The organism is Mycobacterium sp. NGS15, assembly GCF_059813245.1.
Genome location: NZ_JCALEF010000005.1, coordinates 167416 through 187368, shown reverse-complemented (window position 1 = coordinate 187368; position 19953 = coordinate 167416). Strand labels below are relative to the sequence as shown.

Genomic DNA, 19953 nt, shown 5'->3' with positions numbered 1-19953 from the left:
CACGGCTACAACAATCCTAGTAGCTGAAGATCGGTGACATACTTGACGATAATCGGCGCTGAAATGTGTGGGATATCCTGGTATGAAACAATTTTCGCTTGTCGCACAGCGTCCCGGAAATGGTCGGCCGGAGCGTAGGAACCACGTGCCGGCTCCGGCGCCCGCAGCGGCCCGTGCTGCTTCAACAGCATCAGCATCTGCAGCACCGAACCCTGACGTTGCCGGTCCGGCAACGCGCGCAGTCCGGCCTCGAACTGCAGCAGCCAGTTTCCGAAATCACTGATGCGTTCAACCGGATGACCGGCCCCGATCAACCAGTCGACGTACTCGTCGATCCCGATGCCGTCGTCGTGCGGGTTCATCACGTGATAGGTCTCGAACCCGTCGACGACTTGAGCACCCAATGTGGCAATGGCCTCTGCGACAAATTCCACCGGCAGCCCGTCGAAATGTGCACGCTGTCGTTTCCCGTGAGCGTCGAGCCGGTAGAACGATTCGGGGGCGACACCGGTGGCCATGATGCTCAGCACCATCCGGCTGACCGTATCGGTCACGTTCAGTTGGCCCGCGTAGCTGGTGCCGGCCATCACCATGCTTGAGCGGAACACCGACACCGGCAACCCGCACCTGTCATGCGCCTCCCGGAGGAGCACCTCGCCGGCCCACTTGCTGTTGGCATACCCGTTGGCGTAACTGCTGTCGACAGTCCGCGTGGGACTGATATCTCGAATATCGGCAGCCTCGGTGAACCTCGGCGCGTCGATCTGACGACCGACATCTGATGTCGACACGAATGTGTACGGCTTGAGCTTCGTGGTGAGTGCGAATCGGATCAACTCGGCGGTACCGACGACGTTGGGCGCAAAAAGCTCGCTGTATGGCAGGACGCTATTGACGAAAGCCGCCGAATCGACGATCAGATCGACGGATGCGGTAAGCCGTTGCCACATCTGATGTTTCAGTCCCAGATTGGGCTCACCCTTGTCGCCGGCGATAACCTCCAGCCGGTTGGCGGCCAGCTCTTCGAAGCGTGCCACCAGCTCGGCGTCGCCGCTGTCAAAAGTTCTGTAGAGACGCCGCCGCGCGTCTTCATCCGAGGGAGCTCGCACCACGCAGATCAGCGCGCCGCCGACACGCTCCATCTCCTTCAACCAGTGCAGCACCAGGTGGCGACCGAGGAACCCGGTGGCTCCGGTGAGCAGCACCGTCCGGGCGCTGCCGCTCGAACGTGGTCGGGAGGGAGTGGCCACAAGCGTTGCGTCATCGATGAACTTGTCGAGCATGAGATCACTTGCCCGCACCTCGGTCACTGCCCGGCCGTGCACGGACGCAAAGCTCGGTCCCGTGGTTTCGGCCGTTGCCACCGAGCACGCGGCGCCGCTCAGATGGGCATTCAGGCTTCGCGCCGACGGCGCCTCGAAGAGCGTCCACACCGCGAGGTCGGCGCCGAGAGCGGTGTTGAGCGCAGCGATGACTCTCATTGCCGAGATCGAGTCCCCGCCGAGGTCGAAGAAGGAGTCGTCCCTTCCCACCTGCTCAATACCGAGCGTGTGGGCGTAGATATCGACGATGGTCCGCTCGGATGCGTTCGCCGGCGCCCGGTAATGGGCGGTGTCTTGATATACGGGTGCGGGCAGTGAGCGCTTGTCGAGCTTGCCGTTGACCGTCAGGGGCATTGCCCCTACCGCGACCACCGCGGCAGGGATCATGTACGCCGGAAGTCGCCCCGCCAGTTTGGCTCTTAACGTGGCCGGGTCGGCCATTCCGGTGATGTAGCCGACGAGACGTTTGTCACCGGGTCGGTCCTCACGGGCGATGACCGCCGCTTGATCCACGCCGTCCAGCTCGGCGAGCGCCGCCTGGATCTCACCGAGTTCGATGCGATATCCGCGGATCTTGACCTGCTCGTCAGTGCGCCCCAAGTACTGCAGCTGACCGTTTTCGCCGTACCGCACCAGGTCTCCGGTGCGGTACATCCGTGCTCCCAGGTCCCCGAACGGGCATGCCACAAAACGTGAACTGGTCAATCCAGCCCGACGGATGTAACCGACTTCCACTCCCCTCCCGGCCAGATACAGCTCGCCGACCGTACCGGGTGGCACCGGCCGTAACCAGTCGTCGAGAACGAACGTCGCGCCGCCAGTAACCGGCGAACCGATGGGCACCAGGGCTGTTTCAGGCACTAGCGGCGCGCTGATCGCGGCATAGATCGTCGCCTCCGTGGGGCCGTAGGCGTTGAGCATCAGGCGATCCGATGCCCACCGATCTACCACCTCAGTCGGGCAGGGTTCGCCTGCCACCACCACCGCCATGTTGTCCAAGCCGTCCCGGTCCAACATCGCTATCGCAGAGGGTGTCTGGTGCAGAACGCTGACCTTTTCGCTTACCAGAAGATCGTGTAGGCGCGCAGGTGTGCCCGTCGCCGACTCGGGTACAACCACCAACCGTGCACCGTGCAGCAGGGCACCCCAGATTTCCCACACCGAAACGTCAAAAACCAGCGAATGCCACTGCGACCACACCTCACCGGGCCCCGAGGGCAAGTTCGTAGGCAGCGACTCCAGCAGTTGGATGACATTGCGGTGCGTAATGGCCACGGCCTTCGGGGCACCCGTGGTACCGGAGGTGTAGATCGTGTATGCGATGTCCTCCGGCTCCGGCGCCTGCAGCGCGACACTCATCCGGTGATGGACATCGGGATCGTCGATATCGACAACGGGCACACTCGATCCGGCCAAGCGGACGCGAAGTTCTGCCGTCGTCACGGCGACGACGGGTGCGGCATCGGTGAGCATGAATTCCAGCCGGGCCCTCGGCACGCCCGGATCGATCGGCAGGTAGGCAGCGCCCGTTTTCAGTACCGCCAGGATCGCGACGACGGCGGCATCGGAACGTGGAATCAACAGCGCCACAGACTCTCCCGGTCCGGCACCGAATGAGGCCAATAGGTTCGCGAATCGGTTGGCGGCCGTGTCGAGATCGCGGTAGGTCATCGAGCGGCCCCGGAACGAGAGCGCCGCTGCCTGCGGTGCACGGTCGACCTGGCGGGCGAACATTTCCGGGATAGAACCGAAGGCCGGTGGCCGCCGCGTCAACTCCGACCGATTGCCCCAGCTGTCGAGACGATCATGCTCATCGGATTTCAGCACATCGATCGACCGGACCCGCTGCGTGGGGCTGACGGTCATGGCAACCAGAATCCGCCGGAACCGTTCGACCAACGCGTCGATACCGGCCACATCGAACAAGGCGGTGTCGTACTCGACGCGCAGACCCAGCTCGCCGCCGGGTAGCGCCATCACCGACAGCGGGTAGTGGTTGTATTCGCGGCTGATGAACTCGGTGATCGCCAACTCCTGCGCGCCCAGGAACGCAGCGGTGTCCACTGGATAGTTTTCATATAGAAACAGGGTGTCGAATAACCGGGTATGACCAGAGAGGCGATGAATCTCGTTGAGCGCCAGATGTTCATGCTCCAGGGTGTCGTTGTGGGCGCTCTGCATCTGCCGCAGCAGTTCGGCCACCGTGGTGATCGCCGTGGCACGTGCCCGCACCGGCACCGTGTTGATGAGCAGCCCCACCATCGCATCGGATCCGGCCAACCCCACCGGGCGGCCCGACACCACAGTGCCGAACGCGATGTCGTGCTGACCGGTGAGCACCATGAGTAGCTGCGCCCACGCCGCCTGCAGGACCGTGCTGACCGTGGTGTGCTGTGACCGTGCCAATTCGCCCAGGGCCTGGGTAATCTCGGCCGACACACGATACGATTCGACGCCGCGCGGCCCCGGAGTCGCCGACGGAGCGATGAGAGTGGGCGTCCCGAAACCCTCTAACGCCCTAGTCCACACCGTGCGTGCGGTATCACGATCCTGGTCGGCCAACCAGCTGACGAAACTACGGTATGGCACCGGCGCCGAAAGATGCTGTCCGAAGTAATGTGCGAAAATCTCCCGCAACAGAATCGGCAGCGACCACCCGTCGACCACCACGTGGTGGAAGGTCAGAACGAACCGGTATTTGTTTCCTTCGGTGCGCATCAATGCTGCCCGAAAAGTCGGCTTGTCAACGAGATCGCACACAGCGGCACGCTCAGCGGCGCACAGTCGATCGACCTCCTCATGGGATCCGATTTCGGCGTACTGCCAACAGATCACGGGATCCGCCGGAATGATCTGTACTGGCTCACCGAACTGGGTGCTGAAACAAGCCGCCAGGTTCGGGTGCCGTTGCACCACGGCGTTCACCGCGTCATGCAGCCGGGGCGGGTCGAGGGCGCCGGTGACGGCGATATCCAGCTGAACTGCATAGATATCACCGACCGGCAAACCCACCACGGAATCGCCGGCAGTCGCCGCGATGGTGGAGTGGAACATCAGGCCCTGCTGCACCGGGGTGAGCGGCAGCACGTCAGCGATGTGATGCCGGTGCGCCAGCTCATCGATCTGGTCTTGCGTTAATCGGGCGGGCAGGATGTCAGACGGCGTCAGTCCCCCACCGCCGTTGCGAACATGAGTGCACATCCCCGTGAGAGCTTCGAACCACAACCGGCTCAATCGCCGTACCTGAGTCGCGTCAAACACCGAAGGCGCCCACGTCCAGCTCGCCCGCAGACGTGCACCGGTCGCCGCAGGTGTTTCCAAGATGCCGGCGTTGACTTCCACGGTGTGCGTCATGGGCATCGATACCGCCGAAGATACGTCGCTCGACGACAAATTCTCATGGCTGATCCGCCACAACCCATCGGAAATATCGGTAGCACCGGCACCAAGGCGCCCAAGATAATTGAATCCGATCGTTGGGTCCGGGCCGGATAGGTCGACGTCCTGATTCAGATAGCGCAACAGGCCATAGGTCAGGGGGTCCGGGAGTGCGTGAAGCTGTTCCTTGGCTGCCTTCACAACCGGGCCTAGGGCCGATCCGCCGTCGATTACCCGAGCCCACGGCAGCGCACCCACAGACAGTGCTACCGGGTACTTGGTGGTGAACCATCCCACCGTGCGTGACAAGTCAACATCGGCGATGAGTTCTTCGGCTCGGCCATGGCCTTCAAGGTCGATACCTATCGGCGTCCCGGCTGTACCCAGGAATTCGTTCCATGCCAATCCGTACGCAATCAGCAGAATGTCTTGCGCTCCGGCATGAAATGCCGCCGGTACCTCACCAAGTAACAACCTCGTGGTCTCGGGGTCCAGCGATACCGACAACGAGCCGGCTGTGGCATAGGTATCCAGGCCGGGTTGCACCGCAGGCAACGCCGCGGGAACCCCGGACACCCGTCGCCAGGCATCGGCCAACTCCACCACATCCGCGCCACGCGCGTGCTCTTCGAGCAGCGACGCCCACCGTGCAAACGATGTCCCTCCGGCAGGCAGTATCACGTCTTGATCGTCGCGAAGCTGCATCCACGCGATATTTAAGTCTTCCAATATGATTCGCCACGACACCCCGTCCACGGCGAGGTGATGAATCATCAGCGCCAGCTGGCCCGTGTCGGGCGCCCATAAGGCGCTGAGCATCATCCCGGCCGCCGGGTCTAGCCTCGAACGCGCCGCCACCAAGGCCTCGTCACACAACACCTCAACGGTGCGAATGCACGCACGGGCATCGACGGCCCCCTTGTCGGGCACGTGCAATGACCAGCCGTCATCATTGTTGGCCGCATCTTCCCGCACGCGGAGTCGCAAGGTGGCGTGCCGGTCCAACAGCGCCTGAAGCAGGGCGACTATCTCGGTCTCGGCGGTACCGGCCGGGGCCAGCAGCACCACCGTCTGATTGAACTGGGCCACCCAGCCACCGGGATCCTGCAAGCCGCGCAGCCAGTGCATGATCGGGGTCGCCGCGACCGGTCCGATGCCCTCATCGACGACCCCTGTCTCGCTGTCGGCCAGCGTCGCAACTCGGGCCAACCTGGCCACCGTCTGCTCGACGAAGATGTCACGTGGCCGGCACAACACCCCGGCCGCCCGCGCTCGCGACACCACCTGCATCGACAGAATGCTGTCGCCACCGAGATCGAAGAACGAGTCGTCGGCGCCGACCTGATCCATACCCAGCACGTCGGCGTATATGCCGGCCAGAACCTTCTCGACCGGAGTGGACGGCTGCCGGTAATCCGCACCGACACTGCGATGTTCGGGTGCGGGCAGGGCGCGCTTGTCCAACTTGCCGTTTACCGTCAACGGCAGCGTTTCCAGCACCACCACCGCGGCCGGAACGATGTATGCCGGCAGCCTTTCCGCGAGCGCGGTGCGGGCCTCGACCGGATCGGCGCTCCCCATGATGTACCCGACGAGGCGCTTGTCGCCGGGGCGGTCCTCGCGGGCGATCACCACCGCCTGCTCCACCCCATCCAGCGACGCCAGTGCGGCCTGAATCTCACCCAGCTCGATCCGATACCCGCGAATCTTCACCTGCTCATCGGCCCGGCCGAAATACTCCAGCTGCCCGCAGGTCCCCCACGACACCAAGTCCCCGGTCCGATACATCCGGTCGCCCGGGCTCCCGAAAGGACAGGCCACAAAACGCGCCCCAGTCAACGCCCCACGGCGCCAATAGCCGGATCCGACCCCGGCGCCCGCCAGATACAACTCGCCGACCACCCCATCCTGCACGGGCCGCAACCACCCGTCGAGGACAAAGAATGCTGCCCGTGCCACCGGTGAGCCGATCGGCACCGGCCGACCCTCCGACGGAGCCTTCAAGGGCGCACTCTTACACGCCCACATAGTCGTTTCTGTCGGCCCATAGACATTGACCATGACCCGGCCCGGAGCCCACCGATCGACCAGCTCGGGCGGGCACGGCTCCGCACCGATCACCAACGCCGTCGACTCCAGCCCATCCGGTGAGAGCGTGCCTGCCGCCGAGGGAGTCTGACTCAACACTGTGACACCCTCGTCGACCAGCAACGCGTGGAAATCCTCCGGTGACTGCGACACCGCGTCGGACACCACCACCAGTCGGCCGCCATGCAGCAACGCACCCCAGATCTCCCACACCGAGAAGTCGAACGCGTAGGAATGGAACTGCGTCCACACCTGATCCGGCGCCAGTTCCACACCGATCTCCAGATCGACGAATAGTTGGACAACGTTGTGTTGAGTCACTGCAACACCTTTGGGAACACCGGTGGTGCCCGAGGTGTAGATGACGTGGGCTAGATCATCAGGAGCAGGCGCCGGTAGCGCCGTGCAGGGCTGGGTGCACACGGCGGGGTCGTCGACGTCAAACACGGGCACCCCGAACCCATGCAATTTGTCAGCCAGCGCTGCCGTGGTGACCGCGGCAATCGGGGCCGCGTCGCCGAGCATGAACTCGATCCGGGCGGCCGGAAGCGCCGGATCGATCGGTAGGTACGCCGCTCCCGACTTGAGCACCGCAAGGATCGCCACAATCCCCTCGGTTGATCGCGAAAAGAGCAGCGCCACAAACTGTCCCGGGCCCACGCCCTTCCCCGCAAGCAAGTGCGCCAACCGATTGGCGGCCTCGTCGAGCTCGCGATACGTCATGGACCGGCCCTCGAAAGTCAGCGCCAGCGCCTCTGGAGCACGCTCTACTTGCTGGGCGAACACCGCCGGAATCGACAGCCCCGCTTCCGGTCGCTCTTTCAATACCGCCTGGTTACCCCACGCAGCAAGCTGGACGTGCTCATCGTCGTCGAGCAGATCCAAGGACGACAATGTCCTGCTGGGATTAACGTTCATGACTGCCCCCTCTCGTGAGTCGTCAGGGCAACCAGCGGGCGTCCCATTGGCCTACCCAGCGCTCGACATGCGCCACCGATCGGCTTCCTCGCCCGCCGGTGTCCGCTTGGTTGATTGAACCGCGACGCCCGCGAACAGCAGAAACGTTTCGACCGACACCGAAACGTTCACCACACGGTGAGCGCTCCGCACGATTCCAGGCAACGCGACGTTTCAGGGGTCTACCGAAAGATAAGGGCATATTGTGTTGAGATGCTCGTCAAAGCGGTCCGCAGCGGGTTGTAGGCCAGCGTGCTGCAACTCATGTTCACCGCGAATGACCTTGCTTTGACGCGGTTTCTGCCAATGCCCGCTCCCCTGCTGGAGATGAAGTTCGCAGCGCGAGCGCTGCGGCGCGGTATTCGCACACCGTGGGGCGAGCGGTGGCGTTGTCACGCGCTGGCGGCATTCCCCATATCGGCGCCGCCAGAACGAGCACTGGTGAGCCACTTTTCGTGGTCATTGTCGCCAACGGTGCTTGGCCACAATTTCGATGAGGGTATGCAGTCCGTCCAAGAGCTGACTCAGCAACAAGCACATGCGGAATTGGCTGCGTTCGGACGCGGTCCCACCGAGGGTCCCGGTGCGCCACACTATCTCCGGCACGCCATCGCCGGCGATCGCGCAGCCAACGTGGCGTTGGGGCGCACGACAAAGAACGCCTATAGAGCGGTGCTGGAACCCTACTGGCCCGATATCCAAGCGAACCATCAGATTGAACTTGTCAGGCAGGGGCGCATGATGGCGCGCCACGGCGTGCGGGCCACCCTCGGCAAAATCGTCCCCGGCGCACGATGGAATGGCGATTGCCTGGAGATCGACAGCCCACAGCGCCACACCATCGATTTGCGCGGCCGTGGACTCGTGTTGACACCCAGCGTTTTCTGGGCGGGGCCACCGCTAGTCGGCGAGCTCGGCGACCAGCCAGTCGTCCTGGCTTACCCGGCGCCGATCGACCTAAATCTCGCTGTCGGCGCCGAATCTGACTCACTCGCAGCGATACTCGGGTCTACCCGAGCGGCTGTGCTGCGCGTGCTGGGCGAGGAGCACACCACGGGCGACATCGCCCGCGACATCGGTATCAGCCCGGCGTCAGCATCCGAACACACTTCGGCGTTGCGGCAGGCGCGGCTGGTGCGCAGCCGCCGCGACGGCAAAGCGGTCATTCACCAGGCCACCGCACTGGGCTTGGACCTGATCGACGCCAACCGCCGGTAGCCGGCCGAGATTGCAAAGCTGGGCCACTTCCATAACTGTTGCGCCACCACTGTTGACAACTGGCGTTGTTAACGTCTCCAATAGGGGGAAGTGAACCGCTCCCTGGGAGGCAACGATGCCAAGCACAGCTACACACGCCACAACACCACGCTCGGCGGGTATGCCGCCACGAGGTGATGCCAAGGCCCGGATTTGGCGCCGCGGGGACGGCCCAACTCCTGCCGGTCAACGCACCGGCCCCGACGGACGCCCTGATTACGGCTATTTCGGCCCTGGCTCGGTGACCTGGAAGGTGTTTCTGCATCCCTCCGTGGCACCGATGATCGTCCTGGTGACCGCGCTCCTAGAGGGCAGCCACGAGGGGCTGCAGGCCGTCGAGATCAACCACGATCCGGTGTTCACCAAGAGCAAGCGCAACCAGATCGACTTCGATGACACCGTCAAACGCATTCAGCGCACGGCCGGAGTCCCGATACCGATTATCTTCGGCGACACCGCGAGCGCTGATGCCCTCTCTGCACACTTACGCCATTACCACCGCAATATGAAGGGTGTCATTCCCGGCACCGACCGGCCCTACGACGCGCAGGGCCCGGCGCTGGTCCTCTTCGCCCACGTCACGATCATGCATGCGGCGCTGCGGATCTACGAGAACACACCCGCACCCGGACGCCTTATCCCACGGCGCCTCCCCCAAGCCGAACGCGACCAATTCTTTTCAGAGGTCAAGACGTTCGCCGAGCTCATGGGGGCCGATCCGGACACGGTGCCGGTCACCTCCGAGGAGGTGGAGGCCTACTACGCCTCAATCGAATCCGAGTACCGGATGGTGAAGGGTTTTGTGCCGGGCGGCATGCGATTCGCACTGTCGGTGATCAGAAACGCACGTGGCTTCGGCGGGCTGACAGCGGCAGCGGTCGCCGCGATCACCCTCATCACCGCCGTGCCGTCCGTTGCGGTGGTGCCGCCAAAGGTACGGCGCCATTTGGGAATTCCCCGAATCGCCGACCCGGTGCTGGCGATGCTCCTGCGACTTGCGCAGCCCGCCTTCGTACCGTTCACACTCGAGCCGCTGGCCCGCGAGATCTCCCGCCTGTTCATCGGCGATGACGGTATTACGTTGGGAGAGAATGCTCGCGAGCTTATGGAGCAGTCCGCGTAGGGAGTCACACCCGTAGTGCGGTAAACGGTGCGATCGGAATCAGCCTGATGGCGAACCAGGCCACGAACACCACCACGATGATCGCCGGCACCCATCCGCGCAGCCATGGCGGATTCCAGTCGGCCTCGCCCCGCCAGCGGCTGCGCGTCCATGCGACGAAGCACACCGTGAGAAATCCCAAGGCCACCAAGGCAACCGCGTTGTAGTGCAACGCACCGAGCACGTCGCCGTGCATCACCGAATAGACCATGCGCAGACCGCCGCACGCGGGACAGTCGAGACCGGTGAGTGCCTTGAACGGGCAGAGCGGGAGCACTCCCCCAGGCGTTGTCGGGTCACCGAACCACACGGCCACACAACCCGCTGTCGTCACGCCCGCGACAGCGGCGGGGGCGACTAGCCGGGAAGCGACGGAGGTCGAACGGGAGGTGGTCATCGAGTTCCAGTATCCACCGAACCCCGGCATGACTACCGTCGCATAGTCGAATGACACCATTCCCATTGCGCATCAACCGCTAAGAGACGCAAAGGCCCCCGGCACGCGATGGCATGCCGGGGGCTTTGAGACAGCGAGAAACTAGGCGGTCTCGGTGATCGGCCGATCGACCCAGCTCATCAGGTCGCGCAGCTTCTTACCGGTGACCTCGATCGGGTGCTCAGCGTTCTCCTTGCGCAGGCCCTCGAGCTCCTTGTTGCCGCCCTCGACGTTGGCGACGAGGCGCTTGACGAAGGTGCCGTCCTGGATGTCCTTGAGGATGTCCTTCATCCGCTGCTTGGTGCCTGCGTCGATGACCCGGGGACCCGACAGGTAGCCACCGAACTCCGCGGTGTCAGACACCGAGTAGTTCATGCGGGCGATGCCGCCCTCGTACATGAGGTCGACGATCAGCTTGAGCTCGTGCAGCACCTCGAAGTACGCCATCTCGGGGGCGTATCCGGCCTCGACCATGACATCGAATCCGGTCTTGACCAGTTCCTCGGTGCCACCGCAGAGCACGGCCTGCTCACCGAACAGGTCGGTCTCGGTCTCTTCCTTGAAGTCGGTCTTGATGACGCCGGCGCGGGTGCCACCGATGCCCTTGGCGTAGGACAGCGCGAGCGCCTGGCCCTCACCCTTGGGGTCCTGGTGCACGGCGATGAGCGCGGGAACACCCTTGCCATCGACGAACTGGCGACGCACCAGGTGACCGGGTCCCTTGGGGGCGACCATGGCAACGGTGACGTTGGCCGGGGGCTTGATCAGACCGAAGTGGATGTTCAGGCCGTGCCCGAAGAACAGCGCGTCGCCGTCCTTGAGGTGCGGCTCAATCTCGTTCGTGAAGATCTGCGCCTGCGCGGTGTCGGGCGCCAGAATCATGATGACGTCGGCCCACTTGGCGACCGCTTCGGGAGTGTCGACCTCGAGGCCCTGCTCGGTCACCTTCTCGCGCGACTTCGAACCCTCGCGCAGACCGACCTTCACCTGGACGCCGGAGTCGCGCAGGCTCAGCGAGTGCGCGTGTCCCTGGCTGCCGTACCCGATGACACCGACCTTGCGCCCCTGAATCAGGGTGAGGTCCGCATCATCGTCATAGAACATCTCAACTGCCACAGTGCTTTTCCCTTCTTACCTTCTCTTTTAAGTATTACTTCGCGGCGGCGATGGACCGCGGGCCACGCGACAGCGCGACCACGCCGGATTGCACGATCTCCCGAATACCGTACGGGTCGAGCATCCGCAGCAGAGCATCCAGCTTGGACTGAGTGCCCGTCGCCTCGATGGTCACCGACTCCGGCGACACGTCCACCACCTTGGCGCGGAACAGGTTCACCACTTCGATGACCTGCGCGCGCACCGTCGCATCGGCCCGCACCTTGACGAGCATCAGCTCGCGGGCAACCGAATTCTCCTCGTCCTGTTCGACGATCTTGATCACGTTGATGAGCTTGTTGAGCTGCTTGGTGACCTGTTCGAGCGGAAAATCGTCGACGGTCACGACGATTGTCATGCGCGAAATACCTTTGAGTTCGGTCGGGCCCACCGCCAGCGACGCGATGTTGAAGCCGCGCCGCGAGAACAGCGCAGAAACACGGGCGAGCACACCGGGACGGTCCTCGACCAGAACGCTCAGGGTGTGGGTGCTGGTCATCGTGACCCTTCCTGCTCCGCAGTTTCATCATCATCGAACAGCGGCCGGATGCCCCGGGCCGCCTGGATCTCGTCATTGCTGGTGCCTGCCGCGACCATCGGCCACACCTGGGCATCGGCACCGACGATGAAGTCGATGACCACCGGGCGATCGTTGATGGCCCGCGCTTGATTGATCACGTCCGCTACATCTTCCTCACGCTCGCAACGCAATCCGACGCAGCCGAGCGCCTCGGCCAGCTTCACGAAGTCGGGGATGCGACGCGAGTGTGTCGCCAGGTCGGTCTGCGAGTAGCGCTGGCCGTAGAACAGGGTCTGCCACTGCCGCACCATGCCCAGGTTGCCGTTGTTGATGAGCGCCACCTTGATGGGCACGCCCTCGATGGCACAGGTGGCCAACTCCTGGTTGGTCATCTGGAAGCAGCCGTCACCGTCGATGGCCCACACCTCGGCCTCGGGCCGCGCCATTTTGGCACCCATGGCCGCGGGCACCGCGAAGCCCATCGTGCCCAGGCCACCGGAGTTGAGCCAGGTACGCGGGTTCTCGTACTTGATGAACTGGGCGGCCCACATCTGATGCTGCCCAACGCCCGCCACGTAGACCGCGTCGGGTCCGGCGATCTTGCCCAACGTTTCGATGACGAACTCCGGGCCCAGGCTGCCGTCGTGCTGTGCGTCGTATCCCAGCGGGTAGGTCGAGCGGATACCCGAGAGGTACTCCCACCATTCGGACAGGTCGGTGGTCGCGCCGGTCGCGCGATCATTGCGGATGGCTTCGGTCAGCTCGGCGATGACGTTCTTCACGTCCCCGACGATCGGCACATCGGCGTGGCGGTTCTTACCGATCTCGGCGGGGTCGATGTCGGCGTGAATTACCTTGGCGTCCGGCGCGAATGAATCCAGCTGCCCGGTGACACGGTCATCGAAACGCGCGCCCAGAGTGATCAGCAGATCACTGCGTTGCAGTGCTGCCACCGCGCCGACGGTGCCGTGCATCCCGGGCATACCCATGTGCAGCTCGTGGCTGTCGGGGAATGCACCGCGCGCCATAAGGGTGGTGACGACGGGGATGCCGGTCAATTCGGCCAATTCCTTGAGTTCCGGTGCAGCGTCCGCGCGGATGACGCCGCCACCGACGTACAGCACCGGACGCTTGGCGGCGGCGATCAGCCGGACCGCCTCACGGACCTGCTTGCCATGCGGCTTGGTGACGGGTTTGTAGCCGGGCAGGTAGATCTGCGGCGGCCAGCTGAATGTCGTCTGCGCCTGCAGGACGTCCTTGGGGATATCCACCAGGACCGCGCCGGGTCGACCGCTCTGGGCGATGTGGAAGGCCTCGGCGATGATCCGTGGGATGTCCTCGGCGTTGTTCACCAGGAAGTTGTGTTTGGTGATCGGCATGGTGATGCCGGAGATATCGGCTTCCTGGAAGGCGTCGGTGCCGATGAGGCCCCGTCCCACCTGCCCGGTGATCGCGACCACCGGGATGGAGTCCATCTGCGCATCGGCCAACGGGGTGACCAAGTTGGTGGCACCCGGGCCGGAGGTGGCCATCATGACGCCGACCTTGCCGCTGGCATGTGCGTACCCACTGGCGGCGTGCCCGCCACCCTGCTCGTGCCGCACCAGGACATGCCGGACCTTGACCGAGTCGTACAGCGGGTCGTACACGGGCAGCACCGCACCACCGGGAATGCCGAAGATGACCTCGACGCCGAGCTCCTCAAGCGACCGCACTACCGACTGCGCGCCGGTGACGCGCTGGGGTGCGACGGTGTTCGATTCCGGAGCTGCCGCTGGGGCCAGCCCAGAAGCAGAAGCCGGCTTGGGCTTTGCAGGTGCGCTCATGGTGCTCAGTCCTTACTGTTCTAAAACCCTGTTGTGTCCGTACCGAAAACCTATGGCAACAAAAAACCCCCGCCAGCGGTCTGCTGTACGAGGGTTGCGCGTCGAGTGTGCGCGAGTTGCCTTGGACTCGGGCTACGCGTCGACGCGCATACCGATTACTACGAGCAAGGCGGGGTTGTTCACACCGCGTACGGTAGTCGTTTCCGGAGGTCCGAGTCAAATCCCTGCTAAGAGCGGCTCGCCGAGCGTGAAGCCACGGCGGGTTCTGGGCCGAATTCTCGCCATGGCTTCACCGTCGGCGACAATGGGCTGATGACCGAGGAGAAGCGCACAGTCATCAGGACGTCGCCGATGGCGCATTTCATGTCCGGGTTTCTGGCCCTCGGCATCCTGCCATTCGTCCTGTACCTCCCGATCCTCGCGCCGCTGCTGGTAATCCCCGTCGTCTTCTCCTACACGGTCTTCCGGTATCAGACAGCGGTCGACACCCAATCGGTGCAGGTACGAACACTGACCACTACCCGAAAGCTGCCCTGGACGCAGGTCAAGGGGATCGGATTCGACAAGCACGCCTGGGCACGGGCAGAGCTGGTGGACGGCACCTCGCTGCGGCTGCCGGCGGTCACCTTCTCGACGCTGCCCATCCTGTCGGCGGCCAGCAATGGCCGGGTGCCGAATCCCTATCAGGGGCTCGAGCGGGGTTAAGCGGCCACACGCTCCTGCATGCCCCACGGCGCGCCGAAGGTATTGAGTCGTTCCAGGAACGGCACGCTGTCGAAGGCCTCCGGCCCCAACACACCCGAGCCACTCCACGCACCCTCGGCGAGCAGCTCCAGGGCCACAATCGGGTTCACCGCGGTCTGCCACACCACACATTGCGCGCCGTCGCGGGCCATCGTCCATTCGTTGTCGACGACGTGGTGCAGATAGACCTCGCGCGGTCTGCCGTCCTTACCGGTGCCGGTGACCCACAGACCCGCACACGTGGCCCCGCGCATCAGGTGCCCCAGCCCCGCCGGATCAGGTAGGCACGCCGCCACCACATCGCGTGGACTGACGGCGGCATCGCCGCCCTTGGCGTGAACGCTCACCGGGTCGGTGCTGTCCAGCCCGACCAGACGCAGAGTGCGCAGCACATTGATGAACTCAGCACCGAGCCCGTACTTGAACGTCACCCGCCGGGCGTTCACCCAGCGCGGCATGAGCACCACTTCCTCGTGCTCGACATTGACGCATTCGACAGGGCCGATACCTCCCGGGAAGTCGAAAACCTCGGGTTCACTGAAGGGTTCTGTGGTGAAGAACCCCCTATCGCGTTCCCAGATCAACGGCGGATTGAGACATTCCTCGATGGTCGTCCAGATGGAGAACGACGGGGCGAACCGGTGACCCTGTACCTCCAGGTTGGAGCCGTCCCGGGTGCCCAGCTCGTCGATCTCAGAGAACAGGTGGTCGGCGGCGTACCGCGCGAACACATCGCTAAGACCCGGCTCCACTCCTATGCCCACCAACGCCAACAATCCCGCGGACTCCCACTTTTGGGCCACGGCGAACTGTTCGTCACCGAGCATCACCCCGGGCAGCTCATAGGGCCTGTCGGGATGGCGATGCGACAGGCTCATCGCCATATCGAGGTAGGTGACCCCTGCGGCGAAACATCCCCCGAAGACGCTCATGACGAATCGAGGATCAACCGCGTTGAGCGCATGGGTGATTCGATGCTCGCGGCATAGCGCCGCGACATCGTCAGCCGAGGAGGCATCGATGCGGGCCGCCGCGAACCGTGGATCGCCGAGACGATCCACCACCGCCTGCGCCCGTGCCATGTCGTAGTCCGCGATCACCAGCGTCTCGAAGAACTCTCGACGGGCCGCGATGAACGCGGCCGCGCTGCCCACTCCCCCGGCACCCACGATGAGGACTCTCATACCTATAACCGGGCCCACGCCTCGGTGAGCACGCCACGCAGAATCTCCTCGATCGCATCGAACTCCGGTTTCCCGGAAATCAGCGGTGGCGCCAGCTGAATCACAGGGTCGCCACGGTCGTCGGCGCGGCAGTACAGGCCCGCATCCCAGAGCGCCGAGGACAGGAAACCGCGGAGCAGCCGCTCACTCTCCTCATCGTTGAACGTCGTCTTGCTCTGTTTGTCCTTGACCAACTCGATCCCGTAGAAGTACCCCTCGCCGCGCACATCACCGACGATCGGCAGGTCGTGAAGTTTCTCCAGGGTGGCCCGGAACACCGGCGCGTTCTCACGCACCCGGTCGTTGAGTCCCTCACGTTCGAAGATGTCGAGATTGGCAAGCGCCACCGCTGCCGAAACAGGATGTCCACCAAAGGTATATCCGTGCGGAAAAGTCGTCTTTCCGTCGTTGAATGGCTCGAACAGACGGTCTGTGGCAATCATCGCCCCGATCGGCGAGTATCCGGATGTCATGCCCTTGGCACAGGTAATGATGTCCGGCTGGTATCCGAAATCCTCGCAGGCGAACATCGATCCGATGCGACCGAAGGCGCAGATCACCTCGTCGGACACCAGCAGCACGTCGTACTCGTCGCAGATTTCGCGCACCCGCTCGAAGTAGCCCGGCGGCGGCGGGAAACAACCGCCCGCGTTCTGCACGGGTTCGAGGAACACCGCCGCGACGGTATCGGGTCCCTCGAATTCGATCGCCTCGGCAATCCGGTCGGCACAGTAACGCCCGAATGCCTTGGCATCGTGCGCATACGGCTCCGGTGCCCGATAAAAGTTGGTGTTGGGCGCGCGGAACCCGCCCGGGGTCAGCGGCTCGAAGGGCGCCTTGAATGCCGGCAGGCCGGTGATGGCCAGCGCGCCCTGTGGGGTTCCGTGATAGGCGATGGCACGCGAAACCACCTTGTGCTTACCGGGTTTCCCGGTCAGCTTGAAGAACTGCTTGGCCAGCTTCCACGCACTCTCCACCGCTTCCCCTCCACCGGTGGTGAAGAAGACACGGTTCAGGTCGCCCGGGGCGTACCCGGCGATGCGGTCGGCCAGCTCGATCGCGGTCGGGGTGGCGTAGGACCACAGCGGGAAGAAGCCAAGCTTCTCGGCTTGCCGGGCCGCGGCCTGCGCCAATTCGGCGCGGCCATGCCCGGCCTGTACGACGAACAATCCGGAAAGGCCGTCGAGGTAACTCTTGCCACGATCATCCCAGATCCTCACCCCCTCACCGCGAGTGATGATGGGCACGGAGATGCCCTCACCGTGCCGGGCAAAGTGACCCCAGAGATGGCGGGACGCCTTCTGCTGCAGGTCGCCGGAAATATCCTGTGCTACATCGACGGTTGTCACCGTGTGCCCCAATTGTATTGCTGTTTAACTAATTTCAGGTAGACCAGGGTTTCCGTGGACGTCACGCCGGGCACCGCGCGGATCTGCTTGTTCAGCAGGACCAACAGGTCGTCGTCGTCCTCGCAGACCACCTCGACGATCGCGTCGAAGGTTCCGGCGGTCAGCACCACGTAGTCGACGGCATCCAGTTCTGCCAGACGATCAGCCACCTCGGTGGTGTCACCCGAGCATTTGATGCCGATCATGGCCTGGCGCGCGAACCCGAGCTGCATGGGGTCGGTCACCGCCACGATCTGCATGACACCGGCGTCGATCATGCGTTGCACGCGTTGCCGCACGGCCGCCTCCGAGAGCCCCACCGTCTTGCCGATGGTCGCGTACGGACGCCGACCGTCCTGCTGAAGCTCCTCGACGATCGCCTTGGACGCATCATCGAGCTGGAATGCCGCGGAGCCGTTACCCGAATCCGCGACCCGCAACAAACGTCGTTTCGTGTTGGCCACGCGCTGATTGTGCACGGATTTCATCGTTCTATGCAACATTTTACGACGAATTACCTCAATAAATAAGCTGCTAACGATGGAATCCGTGGATTTCGGCATCGGTTTTCGATACCGTGGCCAGGTGATCGTTCCCAGCAGCTGGATCAATGGCCGCCCCGTCACGACCCATGGCGATGCGCACCGCGTCATCAACCCGGCAACCGGTGCGACCGTCGCGGAACTTGACCTCGCCACGCCCGCCGATGTGGATGCAGCAGTGTCGGCGGCCAGGGCCGCCGGGCCCGGCTGGGCCTCCTCGACACCCGTCGACCGCGCGAATGTCCTGGCCAAACTCGCTGCCGTGATGACCGCCAATGCCGACACGCTGGTGGCCGAGGAGGTCGCCCAGACCGGCAAACCCGTACGGCTGGCCTCCGAGTTCGACGTGCCCGGCAGCATCGATAATGTCGAGTTTTTCGCCGGTGCGGCAAGACATCTGGAGGGTAAGGCGACCGCCGAATACTCGGCCGAGCACACCTCCAGCATCCGCCGGGAGGCCGCCGGGGTGGTCGCCACCATCACCCCCTGGAACTACCCACTGCAAATGGCGGTGTGGAAAGTGTTGCCCGCACTGGCGGCCGGATGCACGGTGGTGATCAAACCGAGCGAGCTGACACCCCTGACCACGCTGACCCTGGCACGCCTGGCCGTCGAGGCCGGGCTGCCTCCTGGCGTGCTCAACGTCGTCACCGGGCGGGGCGATCGCGCCGGTGGCGCACTCGCCGGCCATCCCGACGTGGATTTGGTGACCTTCACCGGGTCCACTGGCGTCGGCCGAAAGGTGATGGCGGCAGCGGCAGCTCATGGCCATCGAACACAATTGGAGCTGGGCGGCAAGGCCCCCTTCGTGGTGTTCGACGATGCCAACCTGGATGCCGCAATCCAGGGGGCCGTCGCCGGAGCGATCATCAATTCCGGCCAAGACTGCACGGCCGCAACGCGGGCCATCGTCGCCCGCGATCTGTACGACGACTTCGTCGCCGGGGTCGGCGAGCTGATGAGCAGGGTCGTCGTCGGCGATCCGATGGACCCCACTACCGATATCGGACCGCTCATTTCGGCCGCCCAGCGCGCCAAGGTATCGAGCATCGTGGACCGCTCCCCCGCTCAGGGCGGCCGAATCGTCACCGGTGCAAGCGCTCCCGATCTGCCGGGATCCTTCTACCGGCCCACGCTGATCGCCGATGTCACGGAAACCTCGGAGGCCTACCGCGACGAGATCTTCGGCCCGGTGCTCACCGTGCGCTCATTCACCGATGATGACGACGCCCTGCGGCAGGCCAACGACACCGCCTACGGTCTTGCCGCCTCGGCATGGACACGGGATGTCTACCGTGCGCAGCGCGCATCGCGGGAGATCAAGGCGGGTTGCGTATGGATCAATGATCACATCCCCATCGTCAGCGAGATGCCGCACGGCGGATTCGGTGCGTCCGGATTCGGCAAGGACATGTCCGACTACTCCCTTGAGGAGTACCTCACCATCAAGCACGTCATGAGCGATATCACCGGAAGCGCCGAAAAGGACTGGCATCGAATTATTTTCGCAAAACGCTAGAACCGCGCGTCAACGTTGTCGTTGATGAGCGCCGCGAGCCGGGTGAGGCTGGCGATCATGGCACGGCGATCGGCACTGGCCAGTTCCGCGAAGACCCCGTGCTGCCGCGCCCGAAAGGCCGCTTGCGCCTTAATGACCTGTGCACGCCCGGTAGAGGTCAAGCCCACCAGGACCAGACGGTCATCCGATGACGAACGAGCGCGCTGGATCACCCCTCGCTCTTCTAACTGCTTGAGTGCCCGGGTGGCCGTCGGCACCGCCACTCCTGCCGTCCCGGCGAGCTGACTCACGGACATCGAATCCCGGTCGAGCAGCGGCGCCATCAGCTCAAGCTGCGAGCGACTCATCCCCGCCTGAATACCCGAGGGCGACGTTCGCCCCCGGCGCATCGCGAAGTACAGCGCATCCGTGGCCGCGACAAGCTCTTCTATCTCGC

13 protein-coding genes are annotated in these 19953 nt (G+C 64.0%); 4 read left to right on the top strand and 9 right to left on the bottom strand.

Going from position 1 to position 19953, the window contains the following annotated elements:
• Positions 1–5: 5 nt before the first annotated feature.
• Complete coding sequence (locus AC5Y5C_RS15365; RefSeq protein WP_499973654.1) at positions 6–7706, bottom strand: non-ribosomal peptide synthetase; 7701 nt, start codon at positions 7704–7706, stop codon at positions 6–8.
• Positions 7707–7997: 291 nt separating this feature from the next.
• On the opposite strand from AC5Y5C_RS15365, the gene AC5Y5C_RS15360 reads away from it, so the two are divergent.
• Positions 7998–8963: an ArsR/SmtB family transcription factor gene (locus AC5Y5C_RS15360; RefSeq protein ID WP_499973652.1), complete on the top strand. Its 966-nt coding sequence runs from the start codon at positions 7998–8000 to the stop codon at positions 8961–8963.
• Positions 8964–9078: 115 nt separating this feature from the next.
• On the top strand, positions 9079–10125 hold the full coding sequence (locus AC5Y5C_RS15355) for an oxygenase MpaB family protein (protein WP_499973650.1): 1047 nt from the start codon (positions 9079–9081) through the stop codon (positions 10123–10125).
• Between the two features lie 4 nt (positions 10126–10129).
• On the opposite strand, the gene AC5Y5C_RS15350 is transcribed toward AC5Y5C_RS15355, so the two are convergent.
• From AC5Y5C_RS15350 to AC5Y5C_RS15335, 4 genes are all read right to left on the bottom strand, one after another.
• On the bottom strand, positions 10130–10561 hold the full coding sequence (locus AC5Y5C_RS15350; protein WP_499974570.1) for a DUF2752 domain-containing protein: 432 nt from the start codon (positions 10559–10561) through the stop codon (positions 10130–10132).
• Between the two features lie 141 nt (positions 10562–10702).
• Positions 10703–11704: a ketol-acid reductoisomerase gene (ilvC, locus tag AC5Y5C_RS15345; RefSeq protein ID WP_499974567.1), complete on the bottom strand. Its 1002-nt coding sequence runs from the start codon at positions 11702–11704 to the stop codon at positions 10703–10705.
• A 46-nt stretch (positions 11705–11750) separates the two neighbouring features.
• Positions 11751–12254 carry an acetolactate synthase small subunit gene (gene ilvN / locus AC5Y5C_RS15340; RefSeq protein WP_078287463.1) on the bottom strand — a complete coding sequence of 168 codons (504 nt, stop codon included), beginning with the start codon at positions 12252–12254 and terminating at the stop codon, positions 11751–11753.
• The gene (locus tag AC5Y5C_RS15335) at positions 12251–14101 is read right to left on the bottom strand and encodes an acetolactate synthase large subunit (protein ID WP_499973646.1); all 1851 of its coding nucleotides are present in this window, start codon (positions 14099–14101) and stop codon (positions 12251–12253) included. The genes ilvN and AC5Y5C_RS15335 overlap by 4 nt, the downstream gene beginning before the upstream one ends.
• A 312-nt stretch (positions 14102–14413) precedes the next feature.
• Here AC5Y5C_RS15335 and AC5Y5C_RS15330 point away from each other — a divergent pair, with 312 nt between their 5' ends.
• Complete coding sequence (locus tag AC5Y5C_RS15330; RefSeq protein ID WP_499973643.1) at positions 14414–14806, top strand: PH domain-containing protein; 393 nt, start codon at positions 14414–14416, stop codon at positions 14804–14806.
• On the opposite strand, the gene AC5Y5C_RS15325 is transcribed toward AC5Y5C_RS15330, so the two are convergent.
• From AC5Y5C_RS15325 to AC5Y5C_RS15315, 3 genes are read right to left on the bottom strand one after another with little or no spacing between them, the layout of a single operon-like run.
• Positions 14803–16029, bottom strand: a complete 1227-nt coding sequence (locus tag AC5Y5C_RS15325; RefSeq protein WP_499973640.1) for a saccharopine dehydrogenase family protein — start codon at positions 16027–16029, stop codon at positions 14803–14805. The genes AC5Y5C_RS15330 and AC5Y5C_RS15325 overlap by 4 nt on opposite strands.
• Positions 16030–16031: 2 nt before the next feature.
• Positions 16032–17417: an aspartate aminotransferase family protein gene (locus tag AC5Y5C_RS15320; RefSeq protein ID WP_499973637.1), complete on the bottom strand. Its 1386-nt coding sequence runs from the start codon at positions 17415–17417 to the stop codon at positions 16032–16034.
• Positions 17414–17920, bottom strand: a complete 507-nt coding sequence (locus AC5Y5C_RS15315; protein ID WP_499973634.1) for an Lrp/AsnC family transcriptional regulator — start codon at positions 17918–17920, stop codon at positions 17414–17416. Before AC5Y5C_RS15315 ends, AC5Y5C_RS15320 begins: the two co-directional genes overlap by 4 nt.
• A 76-nt stretch (positions 17921–17996) precedes the next feature.
• Between AC5Y5C_RS15315 and AC5Y5C_RS15310 the strand changes: the two genes are divergently transcribed.
• On the top strand, positions 17997–19517 hold the full coding sequence (locus AC5Y5C_RS15310; protein WP_499973632.1) for a gamma-aminobutyraldehyde dehydrogenase: 1521 nt from the start codon (positions 17997–17999) through the stop codon (positions 19515–19517).
• On the opposite strand, the gene AC5Y5C_RS15305 is transcribed toward AC5Y5C_RS15310, so the two are convergent.
• Entirely contained in the window at positions 19514–19906 is a 393-nt protein-coding gene (locus tag AC5Y5C_RS15305; protein ID WP_499974563.1) for a MarR family winged helix-turn-helix transcriptional regulator, read from the bottom strand. The genes AC5Y5C_RS15310 and AC5Y5C_RS15305 overlap by 4 nt on opposite strands.
• Positions 19907–19953: the final 47 nt, after the last annotated feature.